Raw genomic sequence first — 24,215 nt, 5'->3', positions numbered from 1 at the left:
CGACGCCGGGCCTGTTTCGCGACGCCGGGCCTGTTTCGCGACGCCGGGCCTGTTTCGCGACGCCGGGCCTGTTTCGCGACGCGGCGGCTGCCGCCGGACGGCGGCGGCCCCGATCCGCCGGTCCGCCCCCTGACCGGCGCCACTCCGCCGGTCCACCCTCACCCCGTCGTACGTCCCCCTCGTCCGCCGGTCCGCCCCCTCACCCCCTCGGGAGCAGCCTGATGACACCCGCAGCGCCGACACCGGCCCCCACGGACCCCGCACCGCCTGCGGGGTACCGCCGGCCGAGCAACGTCTCATCGACCCTGGCCAGAGGCCGGCTCGGCGTACCGTCGGTGATCTTCTTCGTGCTCTCGGCCGCCGCGCCGCTCACCGTGGTCGCCGGTGTGATCACCACCGCGTACGGGGTCACCGGCATCACCGGCATCCCGTTGGCCTTCCTGGTGGTCGCGGCCGTGCTGGCCGTCTTCAGCGTCGGGTACGTCGCGATGGCCCGGCGGGTGGCCAACGCCGGGGCCTTCTACGCGTACATCAGCCAGGGCATCGGCCGACCCGCCGGGGTCGGTGCCGCCTGGGTGGCGCTGATCGCCTACAACCTGCTCCAGGTGGGCCTCTACGGTGCGGTCGGGGCCGCCGCCAGCCCGGTCCTCGGCCGTCTGACCGGCGTCGAACCCGTCTGGTGGGTCGTGGCGCTCTGCGCCTGGGCGCTGGTCGCCGTGCTCGGGCTGCTCCGGGTGGAGATCAACGGCATGGTGCTCGCGGTGCTGCTGATCGGTGAGATCCTGGTGATCCTGGTCTTCGACGCCGGGCAACTGCTCCACCCCGCCGGGGGAACGGTCAGCTTCGCCACCCTCAGCCCGGAGAACCTCCTCGTCCCCGGCGCCGGGGCGCTGCTGGTCACCGCGATGACCGGGTTCGTCGGCTTCGAGTCGGCGGTGGTGTTCAGCGAGGAGAGCAGGGATCCGGAGCGGACGGTACCAAGGGCCACGTACCTGTCGGTCGCGATCATCGCGGCGGTCTACGCGCTCTCCGCGTGGACGATGACGGTGGCGGCCGGCGCGGACCGGATCGCCGACGTCGCCCGTGCCCAGAGCGTGGAACTCATCTTCACCTTCGCCGGCAGCCACCTCGGGCCGACCGCCGTCACCATCGGCCAGGCACTCTTCCTGACCTCGCTGCTGGCCGCGATGATCTCGTTCCACAACACCACGTCCCGGTACGCCTTCGCGCTCGGCCGGGAACGGGTGCTGCCCGCCGTGTTCGGCCAGACCTCGCCCCGTACCGGCGCCCCCCGAACGGCATACGTCGCGCAGAGCACCCTCGGTCTGTGCGTCATCGGTCTGTACGCCGTCGCCGGCTGGGACCCGGTCGTCCAGCTCTTCTACTGGGCGGGCGCCGCCGGAGCCTTCGGGGTGCTGCTGCTGATCACCAGCACCTCCCTGGCGGTCATCGTCTTCTTCGCCCGCCGGCCGGACGGGGAGAACGCCTGGCGGCGGATCGTCGCCCCGGCCGTGGCCGCCGCCGCGCTGGTCACGGTGGCGACCATCGCGGTGGCGAACTTCGCCACGCTGCTCGGGGTCCCGCCGGACGACCCGCTGCGTTGGCTCGTCCCCGGCACCTTCCCGTTCGCCGCGCTGGTCGGTGCGCTCTGGGCAGTCGTGCTGCGGCGACGCCGTCCGGACGTGTACGCCCGGATCGGCCTCGGTGCGGAGAGCCCGTTCGCCGCGATCACCCCGTCGGTGGCCGGCCCGTACGCCCCGGCGGGGCAGGGGGGAGCACAGTGAGCCCGCGGATCGAACGGGTCGGCCCGGACGAGGCACGCCCGGTCGCCGAACTGATCGCCACCGCCTTCGCCCCGCTCGCCGCGGTGGCCTGGCTGGTACCCGAGGAGGCCCGGCGCGTGGCGGTGCTGGCCGGCAACTTCGAGATCCTGGCCGACCACGCGTTGCGTCACGGGCTGGTGTACGCCACCGGGGACCGGGCGGCAATGTCCGTCTGGCTGCCCCAGACGGGGGAGCCGACCCCGCCTCCGGAGGACTACGACCGGCGGCTCGAAGCGGCCTGCGGGGAGTACACCCCCCGGTTCCGGGTGCTGGACGGGTTGTTCGAGGCGAGCCACCCGCACGACGCGCACCACCACCTGGCCTTCCTGGCGGTCGCCCCGCACCGCCAGGGCGCCGGTCTGGGTACCGCGCTGCTCGACCACCATCACCGCTGGCTCGACGCGTTCGGCGTACCGGCCTATCTGGAGGCGAGCAACGAACAGAGCCGGGATCTCTACGCCCGGCACGGCTACGTGCCCCGGGAGCCGTTCCGGCTGCCGGACGGTACGCCGTTCCACCCGATGTGGCGGGAGCCGCGGTAGGCCACCCCGCAGGTGTTAGGAAGGGGCCCTTTACCTACCGGAAGCGATAAGCGGGGCCCCTTCCTAACACCCGACAGATCGCATTGACGAGCGTGCCGGCCTGCGGTGTGGTGGGAGCATGGCACTGATCGCCTACGACGACGAGAACGCCGCGGCGTACGCGGCGAACCGGTACCTGTCCCGGGGCGGGTTGCCGCACTGGCGGGCCGCGATCGAGCGGCATCTGGCACCGCGACCGGGACAGCGGGTGCTCGACCTGGGGGCCGGTACCGGCCTGTGGGCCCGGGCCTTCGTCGACTGGTACGGCGTCGAGGTGGTGGCCGTCGAGCCGTCCGGACCGATGCGGTCGTACTCGACGTACCCGGTCATGCTGGCCGGCGACGCGGACGCGTTGCCGCTCGCGGCGGACAGCGTGGACGCGGCCTGGCTCTCCAGCGTGGTGCAGCACCTGCCGGATCTGGCCTCGGCCGCCGCCGAGCTGCGCCGGGTGCTCCGTCCCGGGGCCCCGGTCCTGATCCGTTCGGTCTTCCCCGGCCGGGCGGCGGAGGTGACCCTGTTCCGCTATTTCCCGGCGGCGCTGAAGGTGGTGGAGGAGCGCTTCCCCAGCGTCGAGCAGGTCTGTGCGGCCTTCGCCGAGGTCGGCTTCAAACAGGTGGAGCTGGAGCCGGTGCGGCAGGTGATCGCCCCGAACCTGCGGGTCGTCGCGGCCGGGCTGCGTCGGCAGGCGCACTCACCGCTGCTGCTCATCTCCGACGACGAGTACCGGGACGGCCTGGACCGGATGTGGCAGGCAGCCCCCAGCCACCGTGGCCCGGTGGTGGAGCCCCTCGACCTGCTCGTTCTGCGCTGACCCCGGCGGGAGAGCATGGGGCCGGACAGCGCGGTGGCTGGGCCCCGGCGGTAGAGCAGTCCGGGGCCGGACAGCGCGGTGGCCGGGCCCGCCGACCCGGCCACCGCATCATCCACCCCTCAGTAGGTCTCGGCGAGCTGCCCCCGCAGCTTCGTCAGTGCCCGCGCCAGCAGGCGGGACACGTGCATCTGGGAGACGCCGATCTGCTCGGCGATCTGGGACTGGGTCAGGTTGCCGTAGAAGCGCAGGGTGAGGATCTTCTGCTCCCGCTCGTCCAGGGTGGCGAGCGCCGGGCCGAGCGCGACGCGCAGCTCGGCCAGCTCGAACTCGCCGTCCTCGCCGCCGAGCATGTCGCCCAGCTCGGTGGCCCGCTCGCCGTCCCCGGTCGGCGTGGAGAGCGAGACGGCGTTGTACGCGCGGGCGCCCTCCAGGCCCTCCAGCACCTCCTCCTCAGTGATCTTGAGGTGGGCGGCGATGTCGGCGACCGTGGGGGAGCGGCCGAGGGTCTGCAGGAGCGAGCTGTTCGCCTCGGAGATGCTGAGCCGCAGTTCCTGCAGGCGGCGGGGGACCCGGATGTCCCAGGTACGGTCCCGGAAGTGCCGCTTGAGCTCGCCGATGATGGTCGGGATCGCGTAGCCGGCGAAGTCGACACCCCGGCTCGGGTCGAACTTGTCGATGGCCTTGATCAGGCCGACGGCAGCGGTCTGCATCAGGTCGTCGGTGGGTTCGCCCCGCCCGCTGTAGCGGTGCGCCAGGTGGTTGACCAGCGGCAGCCAGGCCTCGATGGCCTTGTCGCGCAGGGCGGCGCGGGACGGGTGGTTGGCGGGCAGCGCGGCCATGGCCTGCAGCAGATCGGTGGCGCTGTCGGTGAGCGCGTTCGGGTCCAGCTTGGCGACCGGAGCCGGCGTGGCGGTCTGCCCGGTTGTCGCTGGGTTCTGCTCGGTGATCGTTGGCGCGGTCATGGGTGGTCCTCCCTGCACCTCGTCCGCGAACAAAAAGACGTGACGCTTCGGTTTATGTTCAGGTAGCCCGTTCAGAGCATCACCTTAACCCGATCAGGTTGAGGAAAGCTAGCCGAACGACTGATGTGCAAAGAGGACTTTGGCCTGCATATCGGGACATATTTCTGGGAAGTTTCGTGAAAAGAGTGTCGCCGAGGCCGCGAGCGCGTGTCACGGCCGGATGGTGTCAGTTGGGTGGGCGGGGCCCGGTTACCAGGTGCCGCCCCGGCGAGCGCGCAGCGGGCGGCCATCCGGGTCGTACACCAGGTGGTAGACCGGCAGCGCCCAGAGCCGGTTCCACCACCGCAGCCGCTCCGGGCGGTGCGGCCGGAGCCGGCCCGGTGGGCGGGGGCCACGCTGGCCGCCGTCGTACCACGTCTGCAACGCCCCCGCGCTCTCCTCGATCGCCCGGACCGCGCGCGCCGGGTCGAGCAGGTCGTCGTCCCCGCTGCCGTCCACCGGCCGGTCCAGGTGCTCACGCCACAGCCGCAGCCGCAACTCGCGGGCGTGGCGTCGGGCGCCGTCGCCCAGTCCGGCCGGGTCCGCCGGCTCCCGACCGTCGAGGGTGTCGTCGAGCACCGCGCAGGAGAGTTCGCTGTCGTGGGTCCAGGACCGCCGGTTGAAGTTGTCGCTGCCGATGCTCGCCCAGACGTCGTCGACCACGCAGACCTTGGCGTGTACGTAGACCGGGTCACCCGCGCGGTTCTCGACGTCGAAGACGTGCACCCGGTCGCCGGCCGCCTCCTGGCAGACCTGTAGCGCCTGCTCCCGACCCACCATGTTCGGCGGCAGGGCCAGCCGGCCGTCCACGTCCGGGTACCGGGGTACCACGGCGACCAGGTGCAGGTCCGGGTTGTCGCGCAACGCGTCGGCGAAGAGTCTGGCCACCTCGGTGGACCAGAGGTACTGGTCCTCCAGGTAGATCAACCGCCGGGCCCGGCGGATCGCCTTGGTGTAACCCCGGGCCACGGTCCGCTCGCCCTGCGGCGCGAACGGATAGCGGGGGCGGACCGCCGGGTAGGTCCGCAGGACCTGGACGTGGTGCGGACCGCACGGCGGCGGGTCGGGTGGTTGCGGCGGCAGCGGATCAGCGCGGAGGTCCGATCTGCGGAGCCGGTCCCGTAGGTAGGCGATCGGGTTCTCCGAGTCCAGCGGCGTCGGATCGGTCCAGCGTTCCCGGAAGGTCCGATCGAGTGCGCCCACCACCGGCCCGCGCAGGGCCAGTTGCACGTCGTGCCAGGGTGGGCGGTCGCCGTACCGGGGGGACATCCGCACCGCCTGCGGGTCGCCGGCATGATCGGCGTCGTCCCGGCGGCTGTGGCACAGGTCGATCCCGCCGGCGAAGGCGATGTCGCGTTCCGGTTGCCGTGGATGCCGCAACACGACCAGTTTCTGGTGGTGCGACCCGCCCCGCCGGACCCGCTGGTCCAGCAGCACCTCACCGCCGGCAGCGGAGATCGACTCGGCGAGGTTGCGGTTCTCCGTCTCGCTGTACTGCAACAGGTCCAGGTGTGAGCGCCAGATCAGGCCCTTGACCACCACGCCGCGCTGTGCGGCCCGGCTGAACAGTTCCGCGACGGTCGGCCCGTCCGGGCGCATCCGCTGGTCCGGGTCGCCGCGCCAGTCGGTGAAGAGGAGATGGTCGCCCTCGGTGAGGGCCTCCACCTCGCGGACCAGGCGGTCGAAGTAGGCGGCACCGTGAATTACCGGTTCGGCAAGGTTTCCGCTGGTCCAGACGGGTAACTCGGAGACCGGGTTGGCGCGCTCCGGTGCGGTGAGGAACCACTCACGGATCACCACGTCCAGCCCTCCGAGGTCGACGAACGTCCTCACCGTAGGACCGCCCGACGAAGTCCGCACGCCGGCACGCACCCCCTGTGACGTGGTCGCCGGCATCCCACCCGGCCGGATCCCCGGCCCGGGTCGAAGACACCGAGGAGGCCCGTACATGCCCGTCGAGTCGACAGATCCCGAGGAGTACCGCGACCAGCCGGTGGTGGAGAACGAGCGCGGCGCACTGGTCGCCGTACTGGTGATGGTGGTGCTCGGCCTGGCGGGGATCTTCGCCGTCTCCTGACGTGATCCCCTACCGGTCGACCCTGTCGTTCCCCGACCTTCCACCTTTCCTCGACCGCCTAGCGCGATCTTGCACCTCCGGACCGACATCCGGGCCGAAACCGGCAGGAAGTCGACCGAAAGTGCAAGATCGCGCCGAGGTGGATCAGAGCGGGTGGATCAGAGCGGGTGGATCAGAGCGGGTGGATCAGAGCGGGTGGATCAGAGCGGGTGGATCAGAGCGGGTGGATCAGAGCGGGTGGATCAGAGCGGGTGGATCAGAGCGTGTCGTCACCATCGGTGTGCGGCACGCGGGCGGCGGGGATGACACCGAGCCGGCCGGCCTGGTAGTCCTCGAACGCCTGGATCAGCTCGTCACGGGTGTTCATCACGAACGGGCCGTAGTGCGCCACCGGCTCCCGGATGGGCTCGCCACCCATGATGTAGAGATCCAGCGCCGGGGTACGGCTCTCCTGCCGCTCGTCGGCCCGGATCCGCAACGCGTCACCGGCGCCGTGCACGGCGAGCTGCCCGGTGTGGATCGGTCGCTGGTCGACGCCGACCGTACCGCGCCCGCCGAGCACGTAGACCAGGGCGTTGAAGTCCGGCCGCCAGGGCAGGTCGACCTGGGCCCCGGGCTGCACCGTCACGTGGGTGATGGTGATCGGGGTGTGCGTCGAACCCGGCCCCTGGTGCCCGGCCACCTCACCGGCGATGACCCGGATCAGGGCACCGCCGTCCGGCGTGGTGAGCAGGCCCGATTCCCGGCCCCGGATGTCCTGGTACCGAGGTGTGGTCATCTTGAGCGCCTTGGGCAGGTTCACCCAGAGCTGCAGGCCGTGGAACAGCCCACCGCTGACCACCAGGTGCTCCGGCGGGGCCTCGATGTGCAGCAGCCCGCTGCCGGCGGTCATCCACTGGGTGTCGCCGTTGGTGATCGTCCCGCCGCCACCGTTGGAATCCTGGTGGTCCATGATCCCGTCGATCATGTAGGTGACGGTCTCGAACCCCCGGTGCGGGTGCCACGGGGTGCCCTTCGGCTCACCCGGGGCGTAGTCGACCTCACCCATCTGGTCGAGGTGCAGGAACGGGTCGAGCTGGTGCATCGGCACCCCGGCGAAGGCCCGGCGGACCGGGAAGCCCTCGCCCTCGTAGCCGCCGGGGGCGGTGGTGATCTGGGTGACCGGGCGGTAGGTGGTCGTCTCGTCCAGCTGCGGCAGGCGGGGCAGGACGAGGACGTTGTCGACGGTGATCGCGGGCATGGCGTACTCCCTAACTTTTCGAAGTGGCGGACGACGCGTCCCGCACGGCCCGGAGTCGTCGATCGAGCCGATCGAAGACCCGGGTGAGGCAGGCGACCTCGGCGTCGTCGAGGTCGTCCATCAGGTGGGCGCGGACCGAGCGCAGGTGGTGCGGCGCGGCCTCGCGCAGGGCGAGCAGCCCGGCCGCCGTCAGCACCGCCTCGCTGCCGCGCCGGTCGGCCGGGCAGGACTCCCGGGAGACCAGGCCGCGCCGCTGCATCGAGGAGATCTGGTACGTCAGGCGGCTGGGCGAAAAGATCAGCCGGCTGGCCAGCTCGCCCATCCGGAGGCGTTGGCCCGGTGCCTCGGAGAGCAGCACCAGCACGTGGTAGTCGGCGAAGCTCAGCTCGCTGCTGCCCCGCAGCTCGTCCTCGAGCTGGGTGAGCAGGAGCTGGCTCGACTCGATGTAGCTGCGCCAGCAGGCGAGTCGGATGGGGTCGAGGCTCTCGGTCACGTTCCGAGAGTAGCTCTCTTTCAAATTTTAAGCAATGTGGCGCCGCTCTCCCTGTCGGCGCCGTTCTACTTCGATACGGGCATGTCCTTCAACCTTGAACGGACCGGACTCCGGTGGGTGGCCGCGCGGAAATGCGGGTGCGGCCGTACGGGGGACCGGCCAGACTGCCCGACCGTGGTACCTGTCGAGTTGTCCCGGGCCAAACTGCTGCTGCGACCCTGGCGGGTCGACGACGCGCACGCCGTGCTCGCCGCCCTGCGTGATCCGGAAATCGCCCAGTGGAACCCGTCCCCCGGGGGCACCGATCTCCCCGGCGCCCTGGACTGGATCCGTCGCCGCGCCGACTGGTCGGACGGCGACCACGCGTCGTTCGCGGTGTGCCGGCCCGAGGACGGGCTGCTGCTCGGCTCGGTGTCGCTGCACCGGATCCACGCCGGGGACGCCTCGATCGGGTACTGGACGGTCCCGGCAGCCCGGGGGCAGGCGGTCGCCACCCGGGCCGTGCAGGTGGTCACCGCCTGGGCGTTCCCGCAGTTCGGCCTGCACCGGATCGAACTCTGCCACGCGGTACCCAACGCCGCCTCCTGCCGGGTGGCCGAGCGTGCCGGATACCCGGCGGAGGGCACGCTGCGGGAGTCGTACCGGTACGGCGACGGGCGCCGGTACGACGAGCATCTGCACGCCCGGCTCGTCACCGACGCCTGAATCGTCCGTCAGCCGTCCCGCCCCGGTGAACGCCGGCGGGCCCGCCCGATCCATCTGAGGCGGTACCCGCCGGGGGCGTCCCCCGGCGGGTACCGGACATGCGTGCGGCCGGGACGTACCCGGCGGGTACCGGAGTTGTGTCACCGGGCCGGTACCACGGACCCCGGGTCGCGCGGCTCAGCGGCGGCCGGCCGCCTGCGGCAGGGTCAGTCGACCCATGATCTGGCGCGCCTCGTCCGCGAGGTCGGCATCCACGGTGACCGCGTACTGGCTCGCCCGCAGCGAACTCGCCGAGGTGAAGTCCCGCTGCCCACCGGTCATCGCATGGGCTATCGCGCCGAACACCGCCCCCCAGATCGCACCGATCACCAGGCCGACCAGGATCACCGCGATCCAGTTGCCGGCGGTGAAGATGCCGAAGAGCAGCCCGATGAAGAGACCGAACCAGGCACCGGTACCGGCGCCGGCCAGGGCTGCACGGCCGGTGGTCATCCGACCCAGCACCGTCTCCACCAGGGTCAGGTCGGTACCCACGATGGCCGTGCTCTCCACCGGGAAGCGGTTGTCCGCGAGATGGTCGACGGCCCGTTGCGCCGACGGATAGTCCGGGTACGTGCCGATGGTGACCGTCGGGCGCCCCGGCGGGGGGCCGTTGCCGTCGCCACTGGGCGCGGCCGGCCGTCCCGCCGGACCGCTCGGCAGGTTGCTGCCGCTGGTCCTGCCCGGCTGCCAGGCGGCAGTCGGTGTCGAGGGTCTGGTCATGGTCGCCTCCTTCGCCTCAACCCGCCGCGTTCCCGGTCCGGGCGACGGGTAACCGGGGCGATCGACGGTTGCTGCTCGGCGTCACCGGGTAGGCACCGGCATGCGGACCATCCCGGACTCCGGTCGGGAGACCGGACGGATCAGCGACCACGGGTTCCTCGCCGACGGTCGGAGCGCCGCACTGGTGGACCTGGCCGGCACCGTCGACTGGTGGTGTCCTGCCCGGTTCGACGCCCCTGCGGTGTTCGGGCGGCGGTCGACCCGACCGCACGACCCGGTCGGTACGGACCACGAGGCGTACCGGCCGGCAGGAAACCGCCCGTACCACCCACGACGGCGCGGAACACACCCGGGAGCAGATCGAGCAGGCCGGCCGGCGGGCGGTCGTCGTACAGGGCGACATCACCGACGAGGACCAGGTCGACGCCATGTTCGACCGGGCGCTGGCCGAGTTCGGCCGGCTCGACATCCTGATGAACGACGCCGGGGTGGACGCCTCCGGTACGCCGGTGATCGACCTGGACACCGAGACCTGGGACCGGGCGATCCGTACCAACGTCTACGGGGCGTTCTTCTGCTGCCGCCGGTTCGTCCGGCACCGCCGGGACCAGGGCGGCAAGGGGAAGATCATCAACATCACCTCCGTGCACCAGGAGGTACCCCGGGCCGGGGGGACCGACTACGACACCAGCAAGGGCGCGCTGCGGAACCTGACCAAGAGCCTCGCCCTGGAGGTGGCCCCGATGGGGATCAACGTCAACAACATCGCTCCGGGGATGGTCCTCACCCCGTTCAACCAGCAGGCCATCGACGATCCGCAGTACCTGGCGGAGCAGGTGCAGAGCATCCCGTGGAAGCGGGCCGCCGAGCCCGAGGAGATCGGCCGGCTGGCGGTCTTCCTGGCCAGCGCGGACGCGGACTACGTGACCGGATCGACGTACGTCATGGACGGTGGGCTGATGCAGAACCAGGGCCAGGGCGCCTGAGGTGTTAGGAAGGGCCCCTTCCTATACCGAAAGCGATAAGAAGGGGCCCTTCCTTGCAGGTGCCGTTCAGGGTGAAGCCGGACGGTGCGGGGCCGGTCGGCGGCGAGAATCGAGGACGTGCTGATGGTTGTCACGGCCGACACCCATGTGCCCAAGCGGGCCCGTGACCTGCCCGAACCGCTCTGGCAGGCGATCGGGAGCGCCGACGTGGTGGTGCATGCCGGGGACTGGGTCGAGGAGGACCTGCTCGATCGCCTGACCGAACGGTCCCGATGGCTGATCGGGGTCCACGGCAACAACGACGGTCCCGCGCTGCGGGCCAGGCTGCCCGAGGTGGCCCGGGCCGAGGTGGCCGGGCTGAAACTGGCGGTGGTGCACGAGACCGGCCCGCGTACCGGCCGGGAGGAGCGGTGCGCCCGGACCTTCGGCGACTGCGACCTGCTCGTCTTCGGCCACTCGCACATCCCCTGGGACAGTGTTGCCCCGGGTGGCCTGCGTCTGCTCAATCCCGGTTCGCCGACCGACCGGCGGGCGCAGCCGTACGCCACCTTCCTGACCGCCCGGGTCGCCGCGGGGCGGCTCGACCGGGTCGAGCTGCACCGGCTCCCGCCGCGCCCGGCCCGGTCCTGAGCCACCCGGTACGCTCACCGCCCCCGCTCGGTACACCGGTCGGGGGTGGTGACCTCACCTCGACGACCGGCACCGGGCACATGCCCCGGATCGCCCGATGGGGGCCGATACGATCATCCGATGAGTGCTGAGCGGGCCGGAGCCGTGGTGGTGGGCGCGGGTATCTCCGGCCTGGCCTGTGCCCGGGCGCTGGTCGACGCCGGCATCCCGGTGCAGGTCCGGGAACGCGGCCGGGTACCGGGCGGCCGGATGGCCAGCAAACGGTTCGACGGGCGCCCCGCCGACATCGGTGCGGCCTACTTCACGGTCAGCGATCCGGACTTCGGCGAGGTGGTGGAGCGCTGGCGGGCGGCCGGGCTGGCCCGGGAGTGGACCGACACCTTCGTCTCCTACGGTGCCGACGGGCGGCGGACGGTCACCGGCCCGATGCGCTGGGCGGCACCCCGTGGCCTGCGCTCCCTGCTGGAGGATCTGGCCGCCGGCCTGCCGGTGGTCACCGACCGCCTGGTGACCACGGTGGGGCCGGGGCCGTCGGTGGATGGCGAGCCGGTCGGTGCGGTGGCGCTGGCGATGCCGGCGCCGCAGGCCGCATGGCTGCTCGACCCCGCCCTGGCGGCGGCGACCCGGGCGGTGCAGGCGCAGCGCTGGCTTCCGGCGCTCACCGCCGTCCTGCACTTCCCGTGTCGCTGCTGGGTGGACTTCGCCGGGGCGTTCGTCAACGACCATCCGTTGCTCACCACCGTCTGCGACGACGGGGACCGGCGGGGAGACGGCGCGCCGGTGCTGGTGGCGCACACCACGGCCGGGTTCGCCGGGCAGCACCTGCCCCAGCCGACGGCGGCCGGTCCGGCGGTCGAGCAGGCGGTACGGGATCTGCTGGGACTACCCGAGCCGGCGGTGCACACCCACGTGCACCGGTGGACGTACGCCCGACCGGAGACCAGGGCCGACGGGGCGTACCACCTCGACGACGACGGCATCGGCCTGGCCGGGGACGCCTTCGGCGCGGCCCGGGTACAGACCGCGTGGTTGTCGGGGCGGGCCCTCGGCCGGGCGATCGCGGACCGGCTCGGCGTCACCGCCGGCTGACCCCGGCCACCGAGCCCGGAGACGCCGGGGCGAACCGCTCCGACGGGGCTGTCGGTACGCAGAGTCGGGTGGGCGATCTCGACCTGCCACCCGCCGAACCGGGGAAGTATCGTGCGGGGTGGAGGTGGGTCATCGTGACGTGGCCGGTGGGCGATCAGCAGTGTCGGTATGAGCGCTGACCGGGGTGGGTCGTCACCCGGAGGGCTGCGGCACGAGGCCCTGTTCTACGCGGGGGAGAGCGACTACGCCGCCAGGGTCGGCGAGTTCATCGCCGCCGGGCTGGCCGCCGCCGAACCGGTCCTGGTCGCGGTGCCCGGCCACCGGTTCGACCTGGTCCGTCCCCTGGTCGGCGCGGACGCCCCGGTCACCTTCGTCGACATGACCGAGGCGGGTCGCAACCCCGGCCGGATCATCCCCGGGGTGCTGCACGCCTTCCTCGACCGCCACCGCGACCGGGTGGTCCGCATCGTCGGGGAGCCGATCTGGCCGGGGCGGTCAGCGGCCGAGTACCCCCGCTGTGTGCAGCACGAGGCGCTGATCAACGTGGCCTTCGTCGACCGGCCCGCCGCGATCCTCTGCCCGTACGACACGGTCGGGCTCGGCGAGGTCGCCCTGACCGACGCGGCCCGTACCCATCCGGTGCTGGTCCGGAACGGGGTCCGCACGGCCAGCCCGCACTACACCGCGCCGGAGGTGGTCGTCGACGGGTTCAACCGCCCGTTGGTCGAGCCCGACGGCCCGGTCGCCAGCCTGCGGTTCGACGCCACCGGCCTCTCCGCCGCCCGGGCACTGGTGGCCGCGACCGCGGCCGAGGCCGGTCTGCCCGCGGACCGGGTCGACGACCTGCGGATCGCGGTCACCGAGCTGGCCACCAACGCGCTCACCCGCGCGGCCACCCCGGCAACGCTTCGGGTGTGGGTCGAGCCGGCGGCCCTTGTCTGCGAGGTCACCGGCGCCAGCGTGCTGACCGATCGGCTCGCCGGCCGGATACCGCCCTCGCACCGCAGCGACCGGGGTCGTGGGCTGGTCCTGGTCAACCACCTCTGCGACCTGGTCGACATCCACACCGACGAGGGGTCGACGACGATCCGGCTGCATCTGGACCGCCCCGGCGCCGCCCGGCCCGTGCCCGCGTCTGCCCAACCCGCACCTGTCCCCGCCCAACCCGCACCTGTCCCCGCCCAACCCGCACCTGTCCCCGCCCGGCCGGTGCCTGCCCCCGCCGGGTCTGCTCCGGGGTCAGCCGGCGCCGCCGAGGGCGGGCTGGCGCTCGCCCCGCCCGGCTGACGGACCACCGGTCCCTCCGGCGGTCCATTCGCCCGTCCGCTGGCCGGCCCGGTCCAGCAGCTGCATCACCGGGGTGGCGGCGATGCCGTGCAGCACCACCGACACGATGACCACCAGACCCACGGTTGCCCACACCAGGTCGGCCTGGGGGAAGTCCGCCTTGGCGGTGGCATAGGCGAGGTAGTAGAACGAGCCGACGCCCCGGATGCCGAAGAACGAGATCACCCAGTGCTCGGCGGGCCGTCCGGGTGCCCCGCGCAGCGAGAGCCAGCCGAACAACGGCCGGAGGACGAAGAGCAGGGCCAGGCCGACCAGTGCCGCCTGCCAGGTCAGCGGGGCCAGCAGGCCACCGACCACGGCGCCACCGAAGAGCAGCAGCAGCAGTACGGTGAGCAGCCGCTCGACCTGCTCCGCGAAGTCGTGCAGCACGTTGTGGAACTCGTGGGACCGTTCGGCCGCCCGGATCGCCCGCGCCGCGCAGAACACCGCCAGGAAGCCGTAGCCGCCGGCCACCTCCACCAGGCCGTACGACAGGAATGTGGCGGCCAGGGCGAGGAACCCCTCGGCGTGCCGGGCCAGCCGCAGCTCGGACGGGGCGCGGAAGAACAGCTTGCCGAGCAGCCAGCCGATCAGGAGCCCGCCCGCCACGCCCATGCCCACCTTGTAGAGCACGTCGACGGTCAGCCAGCGGCCGAACCAGTCACCGGGGGCGAGGCTGGTCGTCGCGATGGCGATCGCCGCGTAGACGAACGGAAAGGCCAACCCGTCGTTGAGGCCGGCCTCGCTGGTCAGCGCGAAGCGCACCTCGTCCTCGGAGTCCTCCACGTCGGTGGGCTCACCGACCTGGACGTCCGCGGCGAGGACCGGGTCGGTGGGGGCGAGCGCGGCGGCGAGCAGCAGGGCGGCGGCCGGTACCAGCCCGGCCCACGCCCAGCCGAGCAGGGCGACCGCCGCGATACTCAGCGGCATCGCGATGGCCAGCAACCGCCAGGTCGACGACCAGCGCCGTCGCCCCAGCGGGCGGTCGATCTTGAGGCCGGCGCCCATCAGGGCGACGATCACCCCGATCTCGGTCAGGTGGGTGGCGATGTCGGGGTACCTCAGCGGGTCCGGGTCGGGCAGCCCGATCGGCAGCAGCCACACCGCCATGCCCAGCGCCAGGAAGGCGATCGGCATGGACAGCGGGCGGTACTCCAGCACCCTCGGCAGGATCCCGGCCAGCAGCGCCCCCACGCCGACCAGAGCGAACGCCACATCCACCGGCTCCACGCCACCCCACCCTCCGAACGGCCCGCCGTGCGGCAGGTGGTGCCTAGCGTTTCCCTGCGCGGGATCCCGTCAAGCGTCCGGGTGACAGTGAAGTGAATCCCTTTCCAGAGATCAGCCGAGCCCGCCGATGGGGGAGTCGTCGAGGACGGCCAGCAGCGCCGCCGGGTCGTCGTGGACCGCCACGGCACCCGCCCCGGTCAGCTCGGCCCGGCCGGTGCCGCCACAGGTCAGGCCGATGCACCGGATGCCCAGCCGGCCGGCGGCGACCACGTCCCAGACCGAGTCCCCGACGAACACGACCCGGGCCGGATCCAGGCCGGACCGCTCCAGGGCGACCGTCAGGATGTCCGGGGCGGGCTTGCTCTCCCCGGCGTCGCCGGCGGAGGTGACCACGTCGATCACGTCGTCCGCGGCCAGGGCCGCCCGCAGCGCGGCCAGTTCGTGCTCGGCCGCCGAGGAGGCCAGCACCACCCGCAGCCCCCGGGCGGCGCAGGCCCGCAGCAGTTCGGCGGCCCCGGGCAGGGGACGCAGGCGGGGCCAGAACCCGGCGAAGTGCCGGTCGTGGGTGTCGCGTATCCCGTGGTCGCCGGAGCGGTCCCGGTCCGCGCCGAGCAGGTGGTCCAGGAGCTTGTCCGAGCCCATCCCGATGGACCGGTGGATCAGCGCCATCGGTACGTCGTGGCCGGCCTGCCGCAGCGCCTCCCACCAGCTCACCGTGTGCAGATAGGTGGTGTCCACCAGGGTGCCGTCGATGTCGAGGAGCACCCCGGCCTCGTTCTGGATCCGCATGCGGTGGGCCTTACCCGGTGGCGGTACGGTGACTCACTCGTCGGGGATGAGCATCTCGAACCAGACCGTCGAGCCGCGTACCGTCGGGTCGGTCCCCCAGGCGTCGCTCAGCTCCTCGATCAGCCCCAGCCCCCGGCCCCGGCTGCTCAGCGTGTCGGTCTGGGCCCGGGTCACCGTGCCCCGGGTACCGCTGTCGGACACCGAGACGAGCAGCCGCTCGGGGCTGAGGTCGATCTCCACCCGGGCGGCGGTACCGGCGTGCAGCAGGGCGTTGGTGGTCAGCTCGCTGGTGCAGAGCACCGCCGCGCCGATCACCTGCTCGGGTACCTGCCAGGCGGCGAGTTGGGCACTCATCCAGTGCCGGACCCGGCTCGGCGCGGTCGGCTCGGCCGGTACCTCCATGCTGGCCGACCGGCTCGGGGTCAGCACGTGCTCGACGGCGAGGACGGCGACGTCGTCCTCGGTGGCACCGGCGACGGCCGCCGTGGCGACCGCACAGAGTGCCCGGGGGTCGCCGCTGGCCGCCCCGGCGACCGCGGTGGCCAGGTCGGTCAGCCCGGCGGCCAGGCTCTGCCGGCGACGTTCGATCACCCCGTCGCTGTAGAGCAGCAAGGTGTCACCGGGGGAGAAGGGAACGCTGGTGCTGGTCCGCACCCCGCCCAGGCCCAGCGGCGGACCGGTGGGGATCTCCAGGTACTCGGCCACCGGATCACCGCCGGGCGGGCAGCGGCGCAGCAGCGGGGCGGGGTGACCGGCGCTGGCCAGGGTCATCAGCTCCCGGTCCGGCTCGATCACGCCGAAGATCACGGTGACGAAGAGTTCGTCGGTGCGTCCCTCCGTACCGAGGCTGCCCACCAACCGGTCCAGGCCGGTGAGCACGGCGTCCGGCTGCGGCTGGCTCAGGGCCAGCGCCCGCAGGGCGGCGCGTACCTGACCCATCCGCGCGGCGGCCTGCACGTCGTGCCCCGCCACGTCGCCGAGGACGATGCCGAGCCCGCCGCCGGGCATCAGGAACGCGTCGTAGAAGTCACCCCCGGCGGCGTTGCCGTCCACGCCCGGGTCGTAGCGGGCGGCGACGCGCAGCCGGGGCAGGTCGGGCAGGTGCTCCGGCAGCATGCTCCGTTGCAGCAGTTGCGCCGTACCGTGCTGGTTCTCGAAGCGGCGGGCCCGCTCGGCGGCCTGGGCGACGAGTTCGGCCGAGGCGGCCAGCAGGGCCCGCTCGGCCGCGGTCCACGGGTGCGCCTCCTGGTACGCCACGGTCAGCGCGCCGCGCAGCGAGGAGGTGCGCAGCGGCAGGGCGGCCAGGGCGCGGACCTTCTGGTCGTGCCGGTCCACCGCCGTCGCCAGCAGGGGCTGCCCGTCCGGGGTGAAGGACGGCCGCCCGGTCTCGGCGGTCACCGTCATCGGGGTGCCGGCATCGGCCGGCCAGCGCCGCCACAGCGGTGGCAGCCGCTCGTCGGCCTCGTCCAACAGTTCGCCCCGGACCCGCCGGACCGCCCGCCAGCCCGGCCCGTCGTCCACCGCGAAGCTGACCTGGTCGGCGTCGAACGAGTTCAGCGCGTAGCGCAGCGACACCCGGGCCACATCGTCCAGGGTCAACGTGCCGGACAGCGCGGAGGCCAGCTCGCTGAGGCTCTGCAACTGCTCGGTCACCTGGGTGGTCTCGGCGGCGATGGTGAGTACGCCGACGATGCCGCCGCCGCTGTCCCGCACCGCCGAGTAGCCCCGGGTGAAGACGGCCTGTTCGATGATTCCGGTGCCGGTCCGGGAGACCGGCAGGGTGGTCTCCTTCTCCAGGAACGGCTCGCCCAGCCGGTAGACCCGTCCGATGACGTCGCCGATGCCGGAGACGCCCCACAACTCCGCGAGGACCTCGGCGCTGGGGCGGCCGAAGGCGGCCGGGTGTTTGCTGCCGATCAGCTCGGCGTACCCGTCGTTGTAGATGAGCACCAGGTCGTCGCCGTAGCTGAGCGCCATCGGCACCGGTGAACCGAGCATCAGGTCGACCACCGCGCGCAGCGCCGGATCCCAGCCTTCCGGCGGACCGAGCGGGGTGTCCGCCCACGGGTGGTGCAGGACGAGCGCGGCGGCATCCGAAGCGGTGGGGGCGCCGGATACCGGCGCTGACGGAGTGGGGACTCGCCCGACCGTGCCTGGCATGGCAGCAGCCTATCGGGACCGCTCCCGCAGCGTATGGATCTTGGCTGACGGCTGCCGTCCACGGGTACCCGGCCGGAGATCCGCTGGCCGGACCGCGACCGGATCGGCCCTGTTCGGGCCGGGTGGCGGTCGATGTCGGAAAACCAGAACGGCAGGTCAGGGGTTGGTCGCTGACGATCGGGTATGCGCCCGGCGGCAACCAGGTGACAGGAGGGACATCATGACGAAAACCCTCGCGGCCGGGCAGGTCGACATCGGAAACGCGGTCAGCGACATGTGGCGCAGTGTGCTGCTCTTCGTGCCGCGCGCGATCGCGTTCATCGCCATTCTCGTGATCGGCTGGATCATCGCCCGTGCGGTGCTCAAGGTGGTCGACGCGGCACTGGAACGGGTCGGGTTCGACCGGGCGGTCGAACGCGGCGGCGTCGGCCGGGCGCTGGAGCAGACAAAGTACGACGCCAGCGACATCCTGGCCAGACTGGCGTACTACGCCGTCCTGCTGTTCACGTTGCAGTTCGCGTTCGGCGTCTGGGGTCCGAACGCGATCAGTGACCTGATCAGCGGTGTGGTGGCATGGCTACCACGCGCCTTCGTGGCGATCGTGATCGTGGTGGTGGCCGCCGCCATCGCCAGTGCGGTCCGGGACCTGGTCACCGGTGCCCTGGGCGGCCTCTCCTACGGTCGGGTCCTGGGCGACATCGCGTCGATCTTCGTCCTGGCGCTCGGTGTGATCGCCGCGTTGAACCAGGTCGGCATCGCCACCACGGTCACCACGCCGGTCCTCGTCGCGGTGCTCGCCACCGTCGCCGGCATCCTGATCGTCGGCGTGGGTGGTGGTCTGGTGAAGCCCATGCAGTCCCGCTGGGACGGCTGGTTGGACCGGGCCGCCCGCGAGTCCGAGGCGATCAAGTCGCACCGGCAGGCCCAGGCGGCCGGGCGGGGCGACGTCAACCGGCAGATGGCCGACCGGACCGGTGCGGAACGCACCCAGGCCATGCCCCGGGTCCAGGAGTCGGCGATGTCCGGCCGGGGCGGCACCAGGACGTACCAGTCGGGCAGCGGGTCGGAGCAGATGCGCCCGCCGGAACGCTGAGTCCCTGATGATGAACCGAGGCGCCCGCCGGTGATCCGGCGGGCGCCCGGTTTGTCTCCGCTCCGGCCGGGACGGGGTGGGCGGCCCGGGTTGTCTCCGCTTTGGCCGGGGACGGGTAGGCCGACTGCCGGGCGTCCTGGGCGGCGCCGCGTGCCGCCGGTCAGCGGCCGGCGGGTAGCTGCTCGGCCAGGAGACAGACGGCCAGCAGCCGGACCAGCACCCAGTCGTCGACGGCGGACCAGTCCACCGGGCCGGACGGCGGCTGCCATCCGTGGTCGCGGGCCGCGTCACGCACCCCCTCGGCGTAACCGGCCAGCCCGACCCGGGTCAACGGCCACACGTCACCGTCGAGGCTGTCCCGGACCGCCGCCGCGTGCTGGTCGACCAGCGCGAGCAGCCCAGGAGTCGCGGCAGCGGCGGCGAGACCGGCGGAACCCACCGAGGCGAGCAACGACGCGAGTACGGAGTGCGGCCCGGCTGACGCCGACGGGGCCGCACCGGCGGAGAAGGGCAGGCGCATGGGGACCGAGAGTAGCCAGGCGTAACGCCCGTCGACCTCGGCCGGTCGGGTGAGGTCGGACGACCGGCCGGCGGCCCGCCGCGACGGATCGGGTTACCCCCGCGCGGGGCGGGGCAGTACTCCAGGGCCAGCCGTGACGAGGATGACAGGGGACCGACATGGCGCAGGACGAGGACGGCCCGGACCAGCGGCACCGCCGCCCGGTCGGGGTGAGCGACCGGACCGTCGCCGCGCTCGGCAAGCTCAGTGAGGCGCTGGAGACCGTCGAACGGGCCCGTGGCCACCTGTACTCCCTGCACCAGCTGATCGGACACGCGGACCTGATGCTGGACGAGGCGGTGGAACTGCTCCGGGAGGCCGGCCACCACCCGCTCGCGGACGCGGTGGCCGGGGACCTGCTCGGCCGGAACGTGATCGCCGGTCGCTGGACGTTCCAGATCGTCGAGGACTTCGACGACGGGTACTACGCGCTGTTCCGCGCCCTCGACGCCCGCGCCCGGGACGAGCTGGTCGGCGGTCGACGACACCTGTTCGAAGCGGAGATGAAGGAACGCCGGCGCAGCCGGGGCCGCCCCGGGCACGAGGCCCGACCGGTGGGGGAGGGCTGAACCCGCCCGCGCCGGGGCTACTCGCCGGAGCGGGCGTCCGCCGGGCGCTGCCGGGCGGCGTCGTCCGCGATGATCACGACGGCCACCATCACGGCGACCACCACGCTGAACAGCCACGAGTCGTCCGAGGCCAGCAGGGCGGAGACGGGGGCCTGGAGTGCGGCGAGCAGGAAGCCCAACCAGGCGTACCGACGCTGCCGTGCGGAGAGGAAACCGGAGCTTTGGCGCATCCCGAAAGTCTTGCGCGCGATCCGGCGGGTTGCCGTCAGCCGATCGGCCCATTGTGCCTGACCTGTCCGGTTCGGCAGCCGGTCGGGAGCCCCCGGATCTGTGGCTCTGCCCACCGGGACACAGGGTAGGCGCGGGGCAGCCGATAGGGCAGGATCGGAGCACATGTCCCACCCGGTACCCGCTCCCCGTGCTGGCCTGCTTCTGCTGGCCTACCTGGCCTTCGTCAGTCTCGGCCTGCCCGACGGGCTGATCGGGGTCGGCTGGCCGTCGATCCGCGCCGACTTCGGGGTACCCACCGCGGCGGTCGGGTTCGTGCTGACCGCCGGGACGACCGGGTACCTCCTCTCCAGTGTGGCGGCCGGGTTCACCATCAGCCGGCTCGGCGTCGGTTGGCTGCTCGCCGGCAGCACCGTCCTCGCCGCGACCGCTCTGACCGGGTACGCCCTGTCGCCCGGGCTGGCCCTGATGGTCGGCTGCGCCCTCGTGCTCGGGCTCGGCTCCGGCGCCATCGACTCGGGGCTCAACGCGTACGCCGCCGGTGCCTTCGGCCCCCGGCACATGAACTGGATGCACGCGTTCTTCGGCCTGGGCGTCGCCCTCGGACCGTTGATCATGACTGGTGCGCTCAGCCTCGGCCTCGCCTGGCGGTGGGGGTACGCCGCCGTCGCCGCCGCCCAACTGCTGCTCGCCACGGCCTTCGCGCTGACCGTCCGGGCCTGGGTACGGCCGGCGGCCCCCACCGGGGACGGTCCGGCGCACACCCCAGCCGCCCCGGTCGGGCCGGTCCAGATCTCCGCGACCCTGCGCCTGCCCGCCGTGTGGCTCGGGGTGGTTGCCTTCGCGCTCTACGTGGCCATCGAGGCCGGGGCGGGTCTCTGGGCGTTCCTGCTGCTCACCGAGGGGCGGGGCGTCGCCCCGGCGGTCGCCGGTCTCTGCGTGTCCGGGTACTGGGGCAGTCTCTTCGTCGGCCGGGTCGTCCAGGGCGTCCTCGCCGAACGGCTCGGCACCGCCCGGATCCTGTGGGGCAGCCTGGCCGGCATGGTGCTCGGCGCGGTGCTGGTGGCGCTACCCGCGCCGGCCTGGGTCGCGGTCCTCGGACTGGGCGTCATCGGGTTCGCCGCCGCGCCGGTCTTCCCGCTGCTCACCCTCACCACGGCGGAACGGGTCGGTACGGTACACGCCGACCGGACCATCGGGTTGCAGATCGGCGCCGCCGGCCTCGGCGGTGCGCTGCTGCCGGCCGGCTTCGGTGTGCTGCTCAGCCGTACCTCGGTGGAGGCGCTCGGGCCGGCGCTCGTCATCTGCGCGGTCGCCCTGCTCGGCCTCTACGCGGCCTCGGCACGCCGACCGGCGGCCGGCTGAGCCCTGCCGCCGGCGGCGCCACGCTAGTGCGGCCCGGTCCGCCCGGTGGTCGACGGCCGGTACGCCCGGTCCCCGTCGGTGGGCTCCCGGCCCTTCCCAGCGGTCTCGGGTCGCCCGTCGGCCGCCGCCGGTCCGTGCCCGAAGGCCGCCTCGGCGCCGGCCTCGTTGCCGGTCACATCCTCCACCTGCCCGTCGCCGGGGGAGGTGGCCACGGCCCGCTCCAGTTCGCTGAGGGGCAGCCGTTCCTCGTTCCGCCACACGGCGCGGTCGTCGTCGGTCATACCGTTCGCGGTACCCCGGTCCCCGGCGCCCAAACAACGCCCCGGGGACAGCGGCAGGAGATGGCGGACCGCCCCGAAGGGCACTGGCCGGCAGGGCCGGCGGGCGGCCCGAACGCCGGCGGCCCGGTTCAACCGGCGATGGCCGCCGGATCACCGGCGGCCATCGGGTACGGAATCGGGGGGATCAGGGCTGCGGACGCTCGACCGTGCCGCGCCACGCGCCGGTCTCCTGACCGCGACGCTCGATGAACTTCTTGAACCGCGCCAGGTCGCCCTTGGCCCGGCGGTCGACGATGCCGAGCTTGTCGCCGGCCTGCTCCACCACACCGTGCGGCTCGAACTCCAACTGGAGGGTGACCCGCGTGTGCTCCGGATCGAGCCGGTGGAAGGTCACCACGCCGGCCTGCCTGGTGCCCTCGGTGGAGCGCCACGCCACCCGCTCGTCGGGCAGCTGCTCGGTGATCTGCGCGTCGAACTCCCGCTTGACCCCACCGATCTCGACCGTCCAGTGGGTCATCGTGTCGGAGAGCTGCCGGACCTCCTGCACGCCCTCCATGAACTGCGGGAACTCCTCGAACTGGGTCCACTGGTCGTACGCGGTCCGCACCGGGACGGCGACATCGACGTGTTCGGTAACACCACTCATCAGGCTTCCTCCTGTTCGTGCCGGGCAGGGTCGGGATACGACCTCACCAGCGGCTCGTCTCGTTCTTGTGGCCGAGCGCGGCCCACACCTCGGAAACCGTCTGGAACTCGGTACCGTCGGGCAGTCGACGCAACTCCGCGAGGATGTCGGCCGGCGCCTCGTTCTGCTCGGCGTTGCGCAGCAGGGTCTGCCGGTCACCGGGCAGCGCGGAGAGACCGATGTAGCGCCCCAACCGGCTGCGTTGCTCGACGTCGACCGAGCTCATCCCCTTCGGGGCACCGGTACGCAACTCGCCCGCCGGCGCCGTGGTCGGCTCCGGCTGGTCCTCGCCGGCGGGTTCCGCCTGGCGGAACTCGTCGACGCGGGACCCGGCGGTGCCCTGCACCACGCCCTTGACCTCCTGGCTCATCTGCTCGTCGAGCCGGGGTCCGTGCTTGCTGCTGCCACGTTCCATGTCTGTTGCGCTACCCGCAGGGGATGCCGATAAACGCCCGCTCCGTCACGGATCGGCGGGTTCCTTCGGTGCCAGCACCGGTTCCTCGACCTCCTCGGCCCCGCTCTGGAGCAGCCGGCCCCGCTGCACCTCGGCGTTGATCTGGACACCGAACATCAGGGCGCAGTTGGACAGGTAGAGCCAGACCAGGAACGCGATGACCGCACCGAGGCTGCCGTACGTCACGTCGTAGGAGGCGAAGTTGCCGACGTACAGGCCGAAACCGAAGGTCACCAGGGCCCAGGAGAGCAGGGCCACCGCCCCGCCGACGGTCAGCCAGCGGAACCTCGGCTGCCGGACGTTCGGGGCGATCCAGAACAGCAGGGACAGCAGCAGCATCATCAGGGCGACCAGGGCCGGCCACTTGACCACGGTCCAGGCGGTACGGGGTGCGGTGCCCAGCCGCAGCGCGTCACCGACGGCGTCGGCGACCGGGCCGCTGACGATCAGCACCGTGGCCACCACGGCCAACAGGACCAGGGCCACCGCGGTCAGGCCGAGTTGCAACGGGCGCAGCTTCCAGAGCGGGCGGCCCTCCTCGACGCCGTAGATCGCGTTGGACGCCCGGGTGAAGGCGCCGACGTAACCGGACGCGGACCACAGGGCGCCGAGCAGACCGAAGCTGAGCAGTACCCGCGCGGACTCCTGCTGGTCGACCACGTTCTCCAGCACGCTGGTCACCCCGTCGTTGGCGATCACCGAACCTGCGCCGACATCGCGGGCCAGCCCGGTGATGGTGTCGATGGTCTGGGGCCCGTCCGAGACCAGGCCGACCAGCGCCACGATCACGATCGCGGACGGGAAGAGGGCGAGTACGCCGTAGTAGGTCAACGCGGCGGCCCAGTCGGCGCAGTTGTCCCGGACGAAGTTCCGGCCGCTGCGGACGGCCACCCCCCGCCAGGTGGCCCAGCGGAGCTGACGTAGCCGGCCGGGGATCGCCCCCGGTCCGTCGTCGGCCGCAGGGGAGCGGGAACCGGTGCCCGGCGGTCGGGTCGCCGCGCCGGACCGGGCTGCCGTCGGCTCCGTCGTCGCTGCCATGACCGCTCCCTGCGTCGCCGCCGTTACGTGGCGCGGTCGGTACCCCCGGCCCGGTCCGGACAAACCCGGGTGGTGGTTTGTCCCACTCCGTCCGGGGGAACGCTTCGGGGTACGGCACCAATCCGAGGCGACGGTCGCCGCAGGCCCACCGGACGGGTCGGGGCGTTCCCACCGGACAGGTCGGGGCGGGCGGACGCCGTCAGCGAGGACGAGGAGGAGACATGCCTGGACGTGAGGTCC

25 protein-coding genes and 1 pseudogene are annotated in these 24,215 nt (G+C 72.6%); 12 read left to right on the top strand and 14 right to left on the bottom strand.

Annotated elements, in window-relative coordinates:
* Positions 1-221 precede the first annotated feature (221 nt).
* The 3 genes from V6U90_RS28680 (at position 222) to V6U90_RS28670 (ending at position 3,215) form a co-directional block, all read left to right on the top strand.
* Positions 222-1,784, top strand: a complete 1,563-nt coding sequence (locus V6U90_RS28680) for an APC family permease (RefSeq protein WP_334443221.1) — start codon at positions 222-224, stop codon at positions 1,782-1,784.
* Positions 1,781-2,365, top strand: a complete 585-nt coding sequence (locus tag V6U90_RS28675; protein WP_334443219.1) for a GNAT family N-acetyltransferase — start codon at positions 1,781-1,783, stop codon at positions 2,363-2,365. The genes V6U90_RS28680 and V6U90_RS28675 overlap by 4 nt, the downstream gene beginning before the upstream one ends.
* Positions 2,366-2,483: 118 nt before the next feature.
* Entirely contained in the window at positions 2,484-3,215 is a 732-nt protein-coding gene (locus tag V6U90_RS28670) for a class I SAM-dependent methyltransferase (protein ID WP_334443217.1), read from the top strand.
* A 119-nt stretch (positions 3,216-3,334) separates the two neighbouring features.
* Here V6U90_RS28670 and V6U90_RS28665 read toward each other — a convergent pair whose 3' ends face one another.
* Together V6U90_RS28665 and V6U90_RS28660 are read right to left on the bottom strand one after the other, a co-directional pair.
* The gene (locus V6U90_RS28665) at positions 3,335-4,177 is read right to left on the bottom strand and encodes a SigB/SigF/SigG family RNA polymerase sigma factor (protein WP_334443214.1); all 843 of its coding nucleotides are present in this window, start codon (positions 4,175-4,177) and stop codon (positions 3,335-3,337) included.
* 249 nt (positions 4,178-4,426) lie between these two features.
* Positions 4,427-6,016 (bottom strand): phospholipase D family protein, encoded by a 1,590-nt coding sequence (locus V6U90_RS28660; RefSeq protein ID WP_334443224.1) that lies wholly within the window; start codon positions 6,014-6,016, stop codon positions 4,427-4,429.
* Positions 6,017-6,164: 148 nt separating this feature from the next.
* Between V6U90_RS28660 and V6U90_RS28655 the strand changes: the two genes are divergently transcribed.
* The gene (locus V6U90_RS28655) at positions 6,165-6,293 is read left to right on the top strand and encodes a hypothetical protein (protein WP_334443211.1); all 129 of its coding nucleotides are present in this window, start codon (positions 6,165-6,167) and stop codon (positions 6,291-6,293) included.
* Between the two features lie 256 nt (positions 6,294-6,549).
* Here V6U90_RS28655 and V6U90_RS28650 read toward each other — a convergent pair whose 3' ends face one another.
* Complete coding sequence (locus V6U90_RS28650; protein ID WP_334443208.1) at positions 6,550-7,533, bottom strand: pirin family protein; 984 nt, start codon at positions 7,531-7,533, stop codon at positions 6,550-6,552.
* Between the two features lie 10 nt (positions 7,534-7,543).
* Positions 7,544-8,026, bottom strand: coding sequence for a MarR family winged helix-turn-helix transcriptional regulator (locus V6U90_RS28645; protein WP_334443205.1), 483 nt, complete (start codon positions 8,024-8,026; stop codon positions 7,544-7,546).
* Between the two features lie 174 nt (positions 8,027-8,200).
* Here V6U90_RS28645 and V6U90_RS28640 point away from each other — a divergent pair, with 174 nt between their 5' ends.
* Positions 8,201-8,731, top strand: a complete 531-nt coding sequence (locus V6U90_RS28640) for a GNAT family N-acetyltransferase (protein WP_334443202.1) — start codon at positions 8,201-8,203, stop codon at positions 8,729-8,731.
* A 177-nt stretch (positions 8,732-8,908) separates the two neighbouring features.
* Here V6U90_RS28640 and V6U90_RS28635 read toward each other — a convergent pair whose 3' ends face one another.
* On the bottom strand, positions 8,909-9,493 hold the full coding sequence (locus tag V6U90_RS28635) for a general stress protein (protein ID WP_334443199.1): 585 nt from the start codon (positions 9,491-9,493) through the stop codon (positions 8,909-8,911).
* A gap of 329 nt (positions 9,494-9,822) precedes the next feature.
* Between V6U90_RS28635 and V6U90_RS28625 the strand changes: the two are divergent.
* The 4 genes and pseudogenes from V6U90_RS28625 to V6U90_RS28610 form a co-directional block, all read left to right on the top strand.
* Positions 9,823-10,479: pseudogene (locus tag V6U90_RS28625) on the top strand (SDR family oxidoreductase); the annotation flags it as partial.
* Between the two features lie 123 nt (positions 10,480-10,602).
* A complete protein-coding gene (locus tag V6U90_RS28620; RefSeq protein ID WP_442933689.1) occupies positions 10,603-11,109 on the top strand; it encodes a metallophosphoesterase family protein in 507 nt (168 codons plus the stop codon).
* 120 nt (positions 11,110-11,229) lie between these two features.
* Entirely contained in the window at positions 11,230-12,198 is a 969-nt protein-coding gene (locus tag V6U90_RS28615) for an NAD(P)/FAD-dependent oxidoreductase (RefSeq protein ID WP_334443194.1), read from the top strand.
* A 168-nt stretch (positions 12,199-12,366) separates the two neighbouring features.
* Positions 12,367-13,485: an anti-sigma factor RsbA family regulatory protein gene (locus V6U90_RS28610; RefSeq protein ID WP_334443191.1), complete on the top strand. Its 1,119-nt coding sequence runs from the start codon at positions 12,367-12,369 to the stop codon at positions 13,483-13,485.
* Here V6U90_RS28610 and V6U90_RS28605 read toward each other — a convergent pair.
* From V6U90_RS28605 to V6U90_RS28595, 3 genes are all read right to left on the bottom strand, one after another.
* A complete protein-coding gene (locus tag V6U90_RS28605; protein ID WP_334443188.1) occupies positions 13,438-14,754 on the bottom strand; it encodes a cation:proton antiporter in 1,317 nt (438 codons plus the stop codon). The two genes, V6U90_RS28610 and V6U90_RS28605, sit on opposite strands and share 48 nt — an antisense overlap.
* A gap of 111 nt (positions 14,755-14,865) precedes the next feature.
* A complete protein-coding gene (locus V6U90_RS28600; protein WP_334443185.1) occupies positions 14,866-15,543 on the bottom strand; it encodes an HAD family hydrolase in 678 nt (225 codons plus the stop codon).
* A 33-nt stretch (positions 15,544-15,576) separates the two neighbouring features.
* Positions 15,577-17,703, bottom strand: a complete 2,127-nt coding sequence (locus tag V6U90_RS28595) for an ATP-binding SpoIIE family protein phosphatase (protein WP_334443183.1) — start codon at positions 17,701-17,703, stop codon at positions 15,577-15,579.
* Positions 17,704-17,923: 220 nt separating this feature from the next.
* Between V6U90_RS28595 and V6U90_RS28590 the strand changes: the two genes are divergently transcribed.
* Positions 17,924-18,796 carry a mechanosensitive ion channel family protein gene (locus V6U90_RS28590; RefSeq protein ID WP_334443180.1) on the top strand — a complete coding sequence of 291 codons (873 nt, stop codon included), beginning with the start codon at positions 17,924-17,926 and terminating at the stop codon, positions 18,794-18,796.
* 160 nt (positions 18,797-18,956) lie between these two features.
* Here V6U90_RS28590 and V6U90_RS28585 read toward each other — a convergent pair whose 3' ends face one another.
* Positions 18,957-19,316, bottom strand: coding sequence for a DUF6401 family natural product biosynthesis protein (locus V6U90_RS28585; protein WP_334443178.1), 360 nt, complete (start codon positions 19,314-19,316; stop codon positions 18,957-18,959).
* A gap of 158 nt (positions 19,317-19,474) precedes the next feature.
* On the opposite strand from V6U90_RS28585, the gene V6U90_RS28580 reads away from it, so the two are divergent.
* Positions 19,475-19,924 (top strand): hypothetical protein, encoded by a 450-nt coding sequence (locus V6U90_RS28580; RefSeq protein WP_334443175.1) that lies wholly within the window; start codon positions 19,475-19,477, stop codon positions 19,922-19,924.
* 17 nt (positions 19,925-19,941) lie between these two features.
* Here V6U90_RS28580 and V6U90_RS28575 read toward each other — a convergent pair whose 3' ends face one another.
* Positions 19,942-20,154 carry a hypothetical protein gene (locus V6U90_RS28575; protein WP_334443172.1) on the bottom strand — a complete coding sequence of 71 codons (213 nt, stop codon included), beginning with the start codon at positions 20,152-20,154 and terminating at the stop codon, positions 19,942-19,944.
* 163 nt (positions 20,155-20,317) lie between these two features.
* Here V6U90_RS28575 and V6U90_RS28570 point away from each other — a divergent pair, with 163 nt between their 5' ends.
* Entirely contained in the window at positions 20,318-21,517 is a 1,200-nt protein-coding gene (locus V6U90_RS28570; protein WP_334443169.1) for an MFS transporter, read from the top strand.
* Between the two features lie 23 nt (positions 21,518-21,540).
* On the opposite strand, the gene V6U90_RS28565 is transcribed toward V6U90_RS28570, so the two are convergent.
* The 4 genes from V6U90_RS28565 to V6U90_RS28550 all read right to left on the bottom strand — a co-directional run bounded on the left by V6U90_RS28565 (position 21,541) and on the right by V6U90_RS28550 (position 23,975).
* Positions 21,541-21,798 (bottom strand): hypothetical protein, encoded by a 258-nt coding sequence (locus tag V6U90_RS28565; protein ID WP_334443167.1) that lies wholly within the window; start codon positions 21,796-21,798, stop codon positions 21,541-21,543.
* 184 nt (positions 21,799-21,982) lie between these two features.
* A complete protein-coding gene (locus V6U90_RS28560; RefSeq protein ID WP_334443164.1) occupies positions 21,983-22,444 on the bottom strand; it encodes an SRPBCC family protein in 462 nt (153 codons plus the stop codon).
* A gap of 43 nt (positions 22,445-22,487) precedes the next feature.
* Positions 22,488-22,898: a DUF2795 domain-containing protein gene (locus tag V6U90_RS28555; RefSeq protein ID WP_334443161.1), complete on the bottom strand. Its 411-nt coding sequence runs from the start codon at positions 22,896-22,898 to the stop codon at positions 22,488-22,490.
* A 45-nt stretch (positions 22,899-22,943) separates the two neighbouring features.
* Positions 22,944-23,975, bottom strand: coding sequence for a YihY/virulence factor BrkB family protein (locus tag V6U90_RS28550; protein ID WP_334443159.1), 1,032 nt, complete (start codon positions 23,973-23,975; stop codon positions 22,944-22,946).
* Between the last annotated feature and the right edge of the window lie 240 nt (positions 23,976-24,215).

Source organism: Micromonospora sp. CPCC 206060, assembly GCF_036906895.1.
In the GTDB taxonomy this organism is placed as follows: Bacteria; Actinomycetota; Actinomycetes; order Mycobacteriales; family Micromonosporaceae; genus Micromonospora.
The sequence above is the reverse complement of the archived record's forward strand: the minus strand, read 5'-3'. Positions and strand labels throughout refer to the sequence as shown.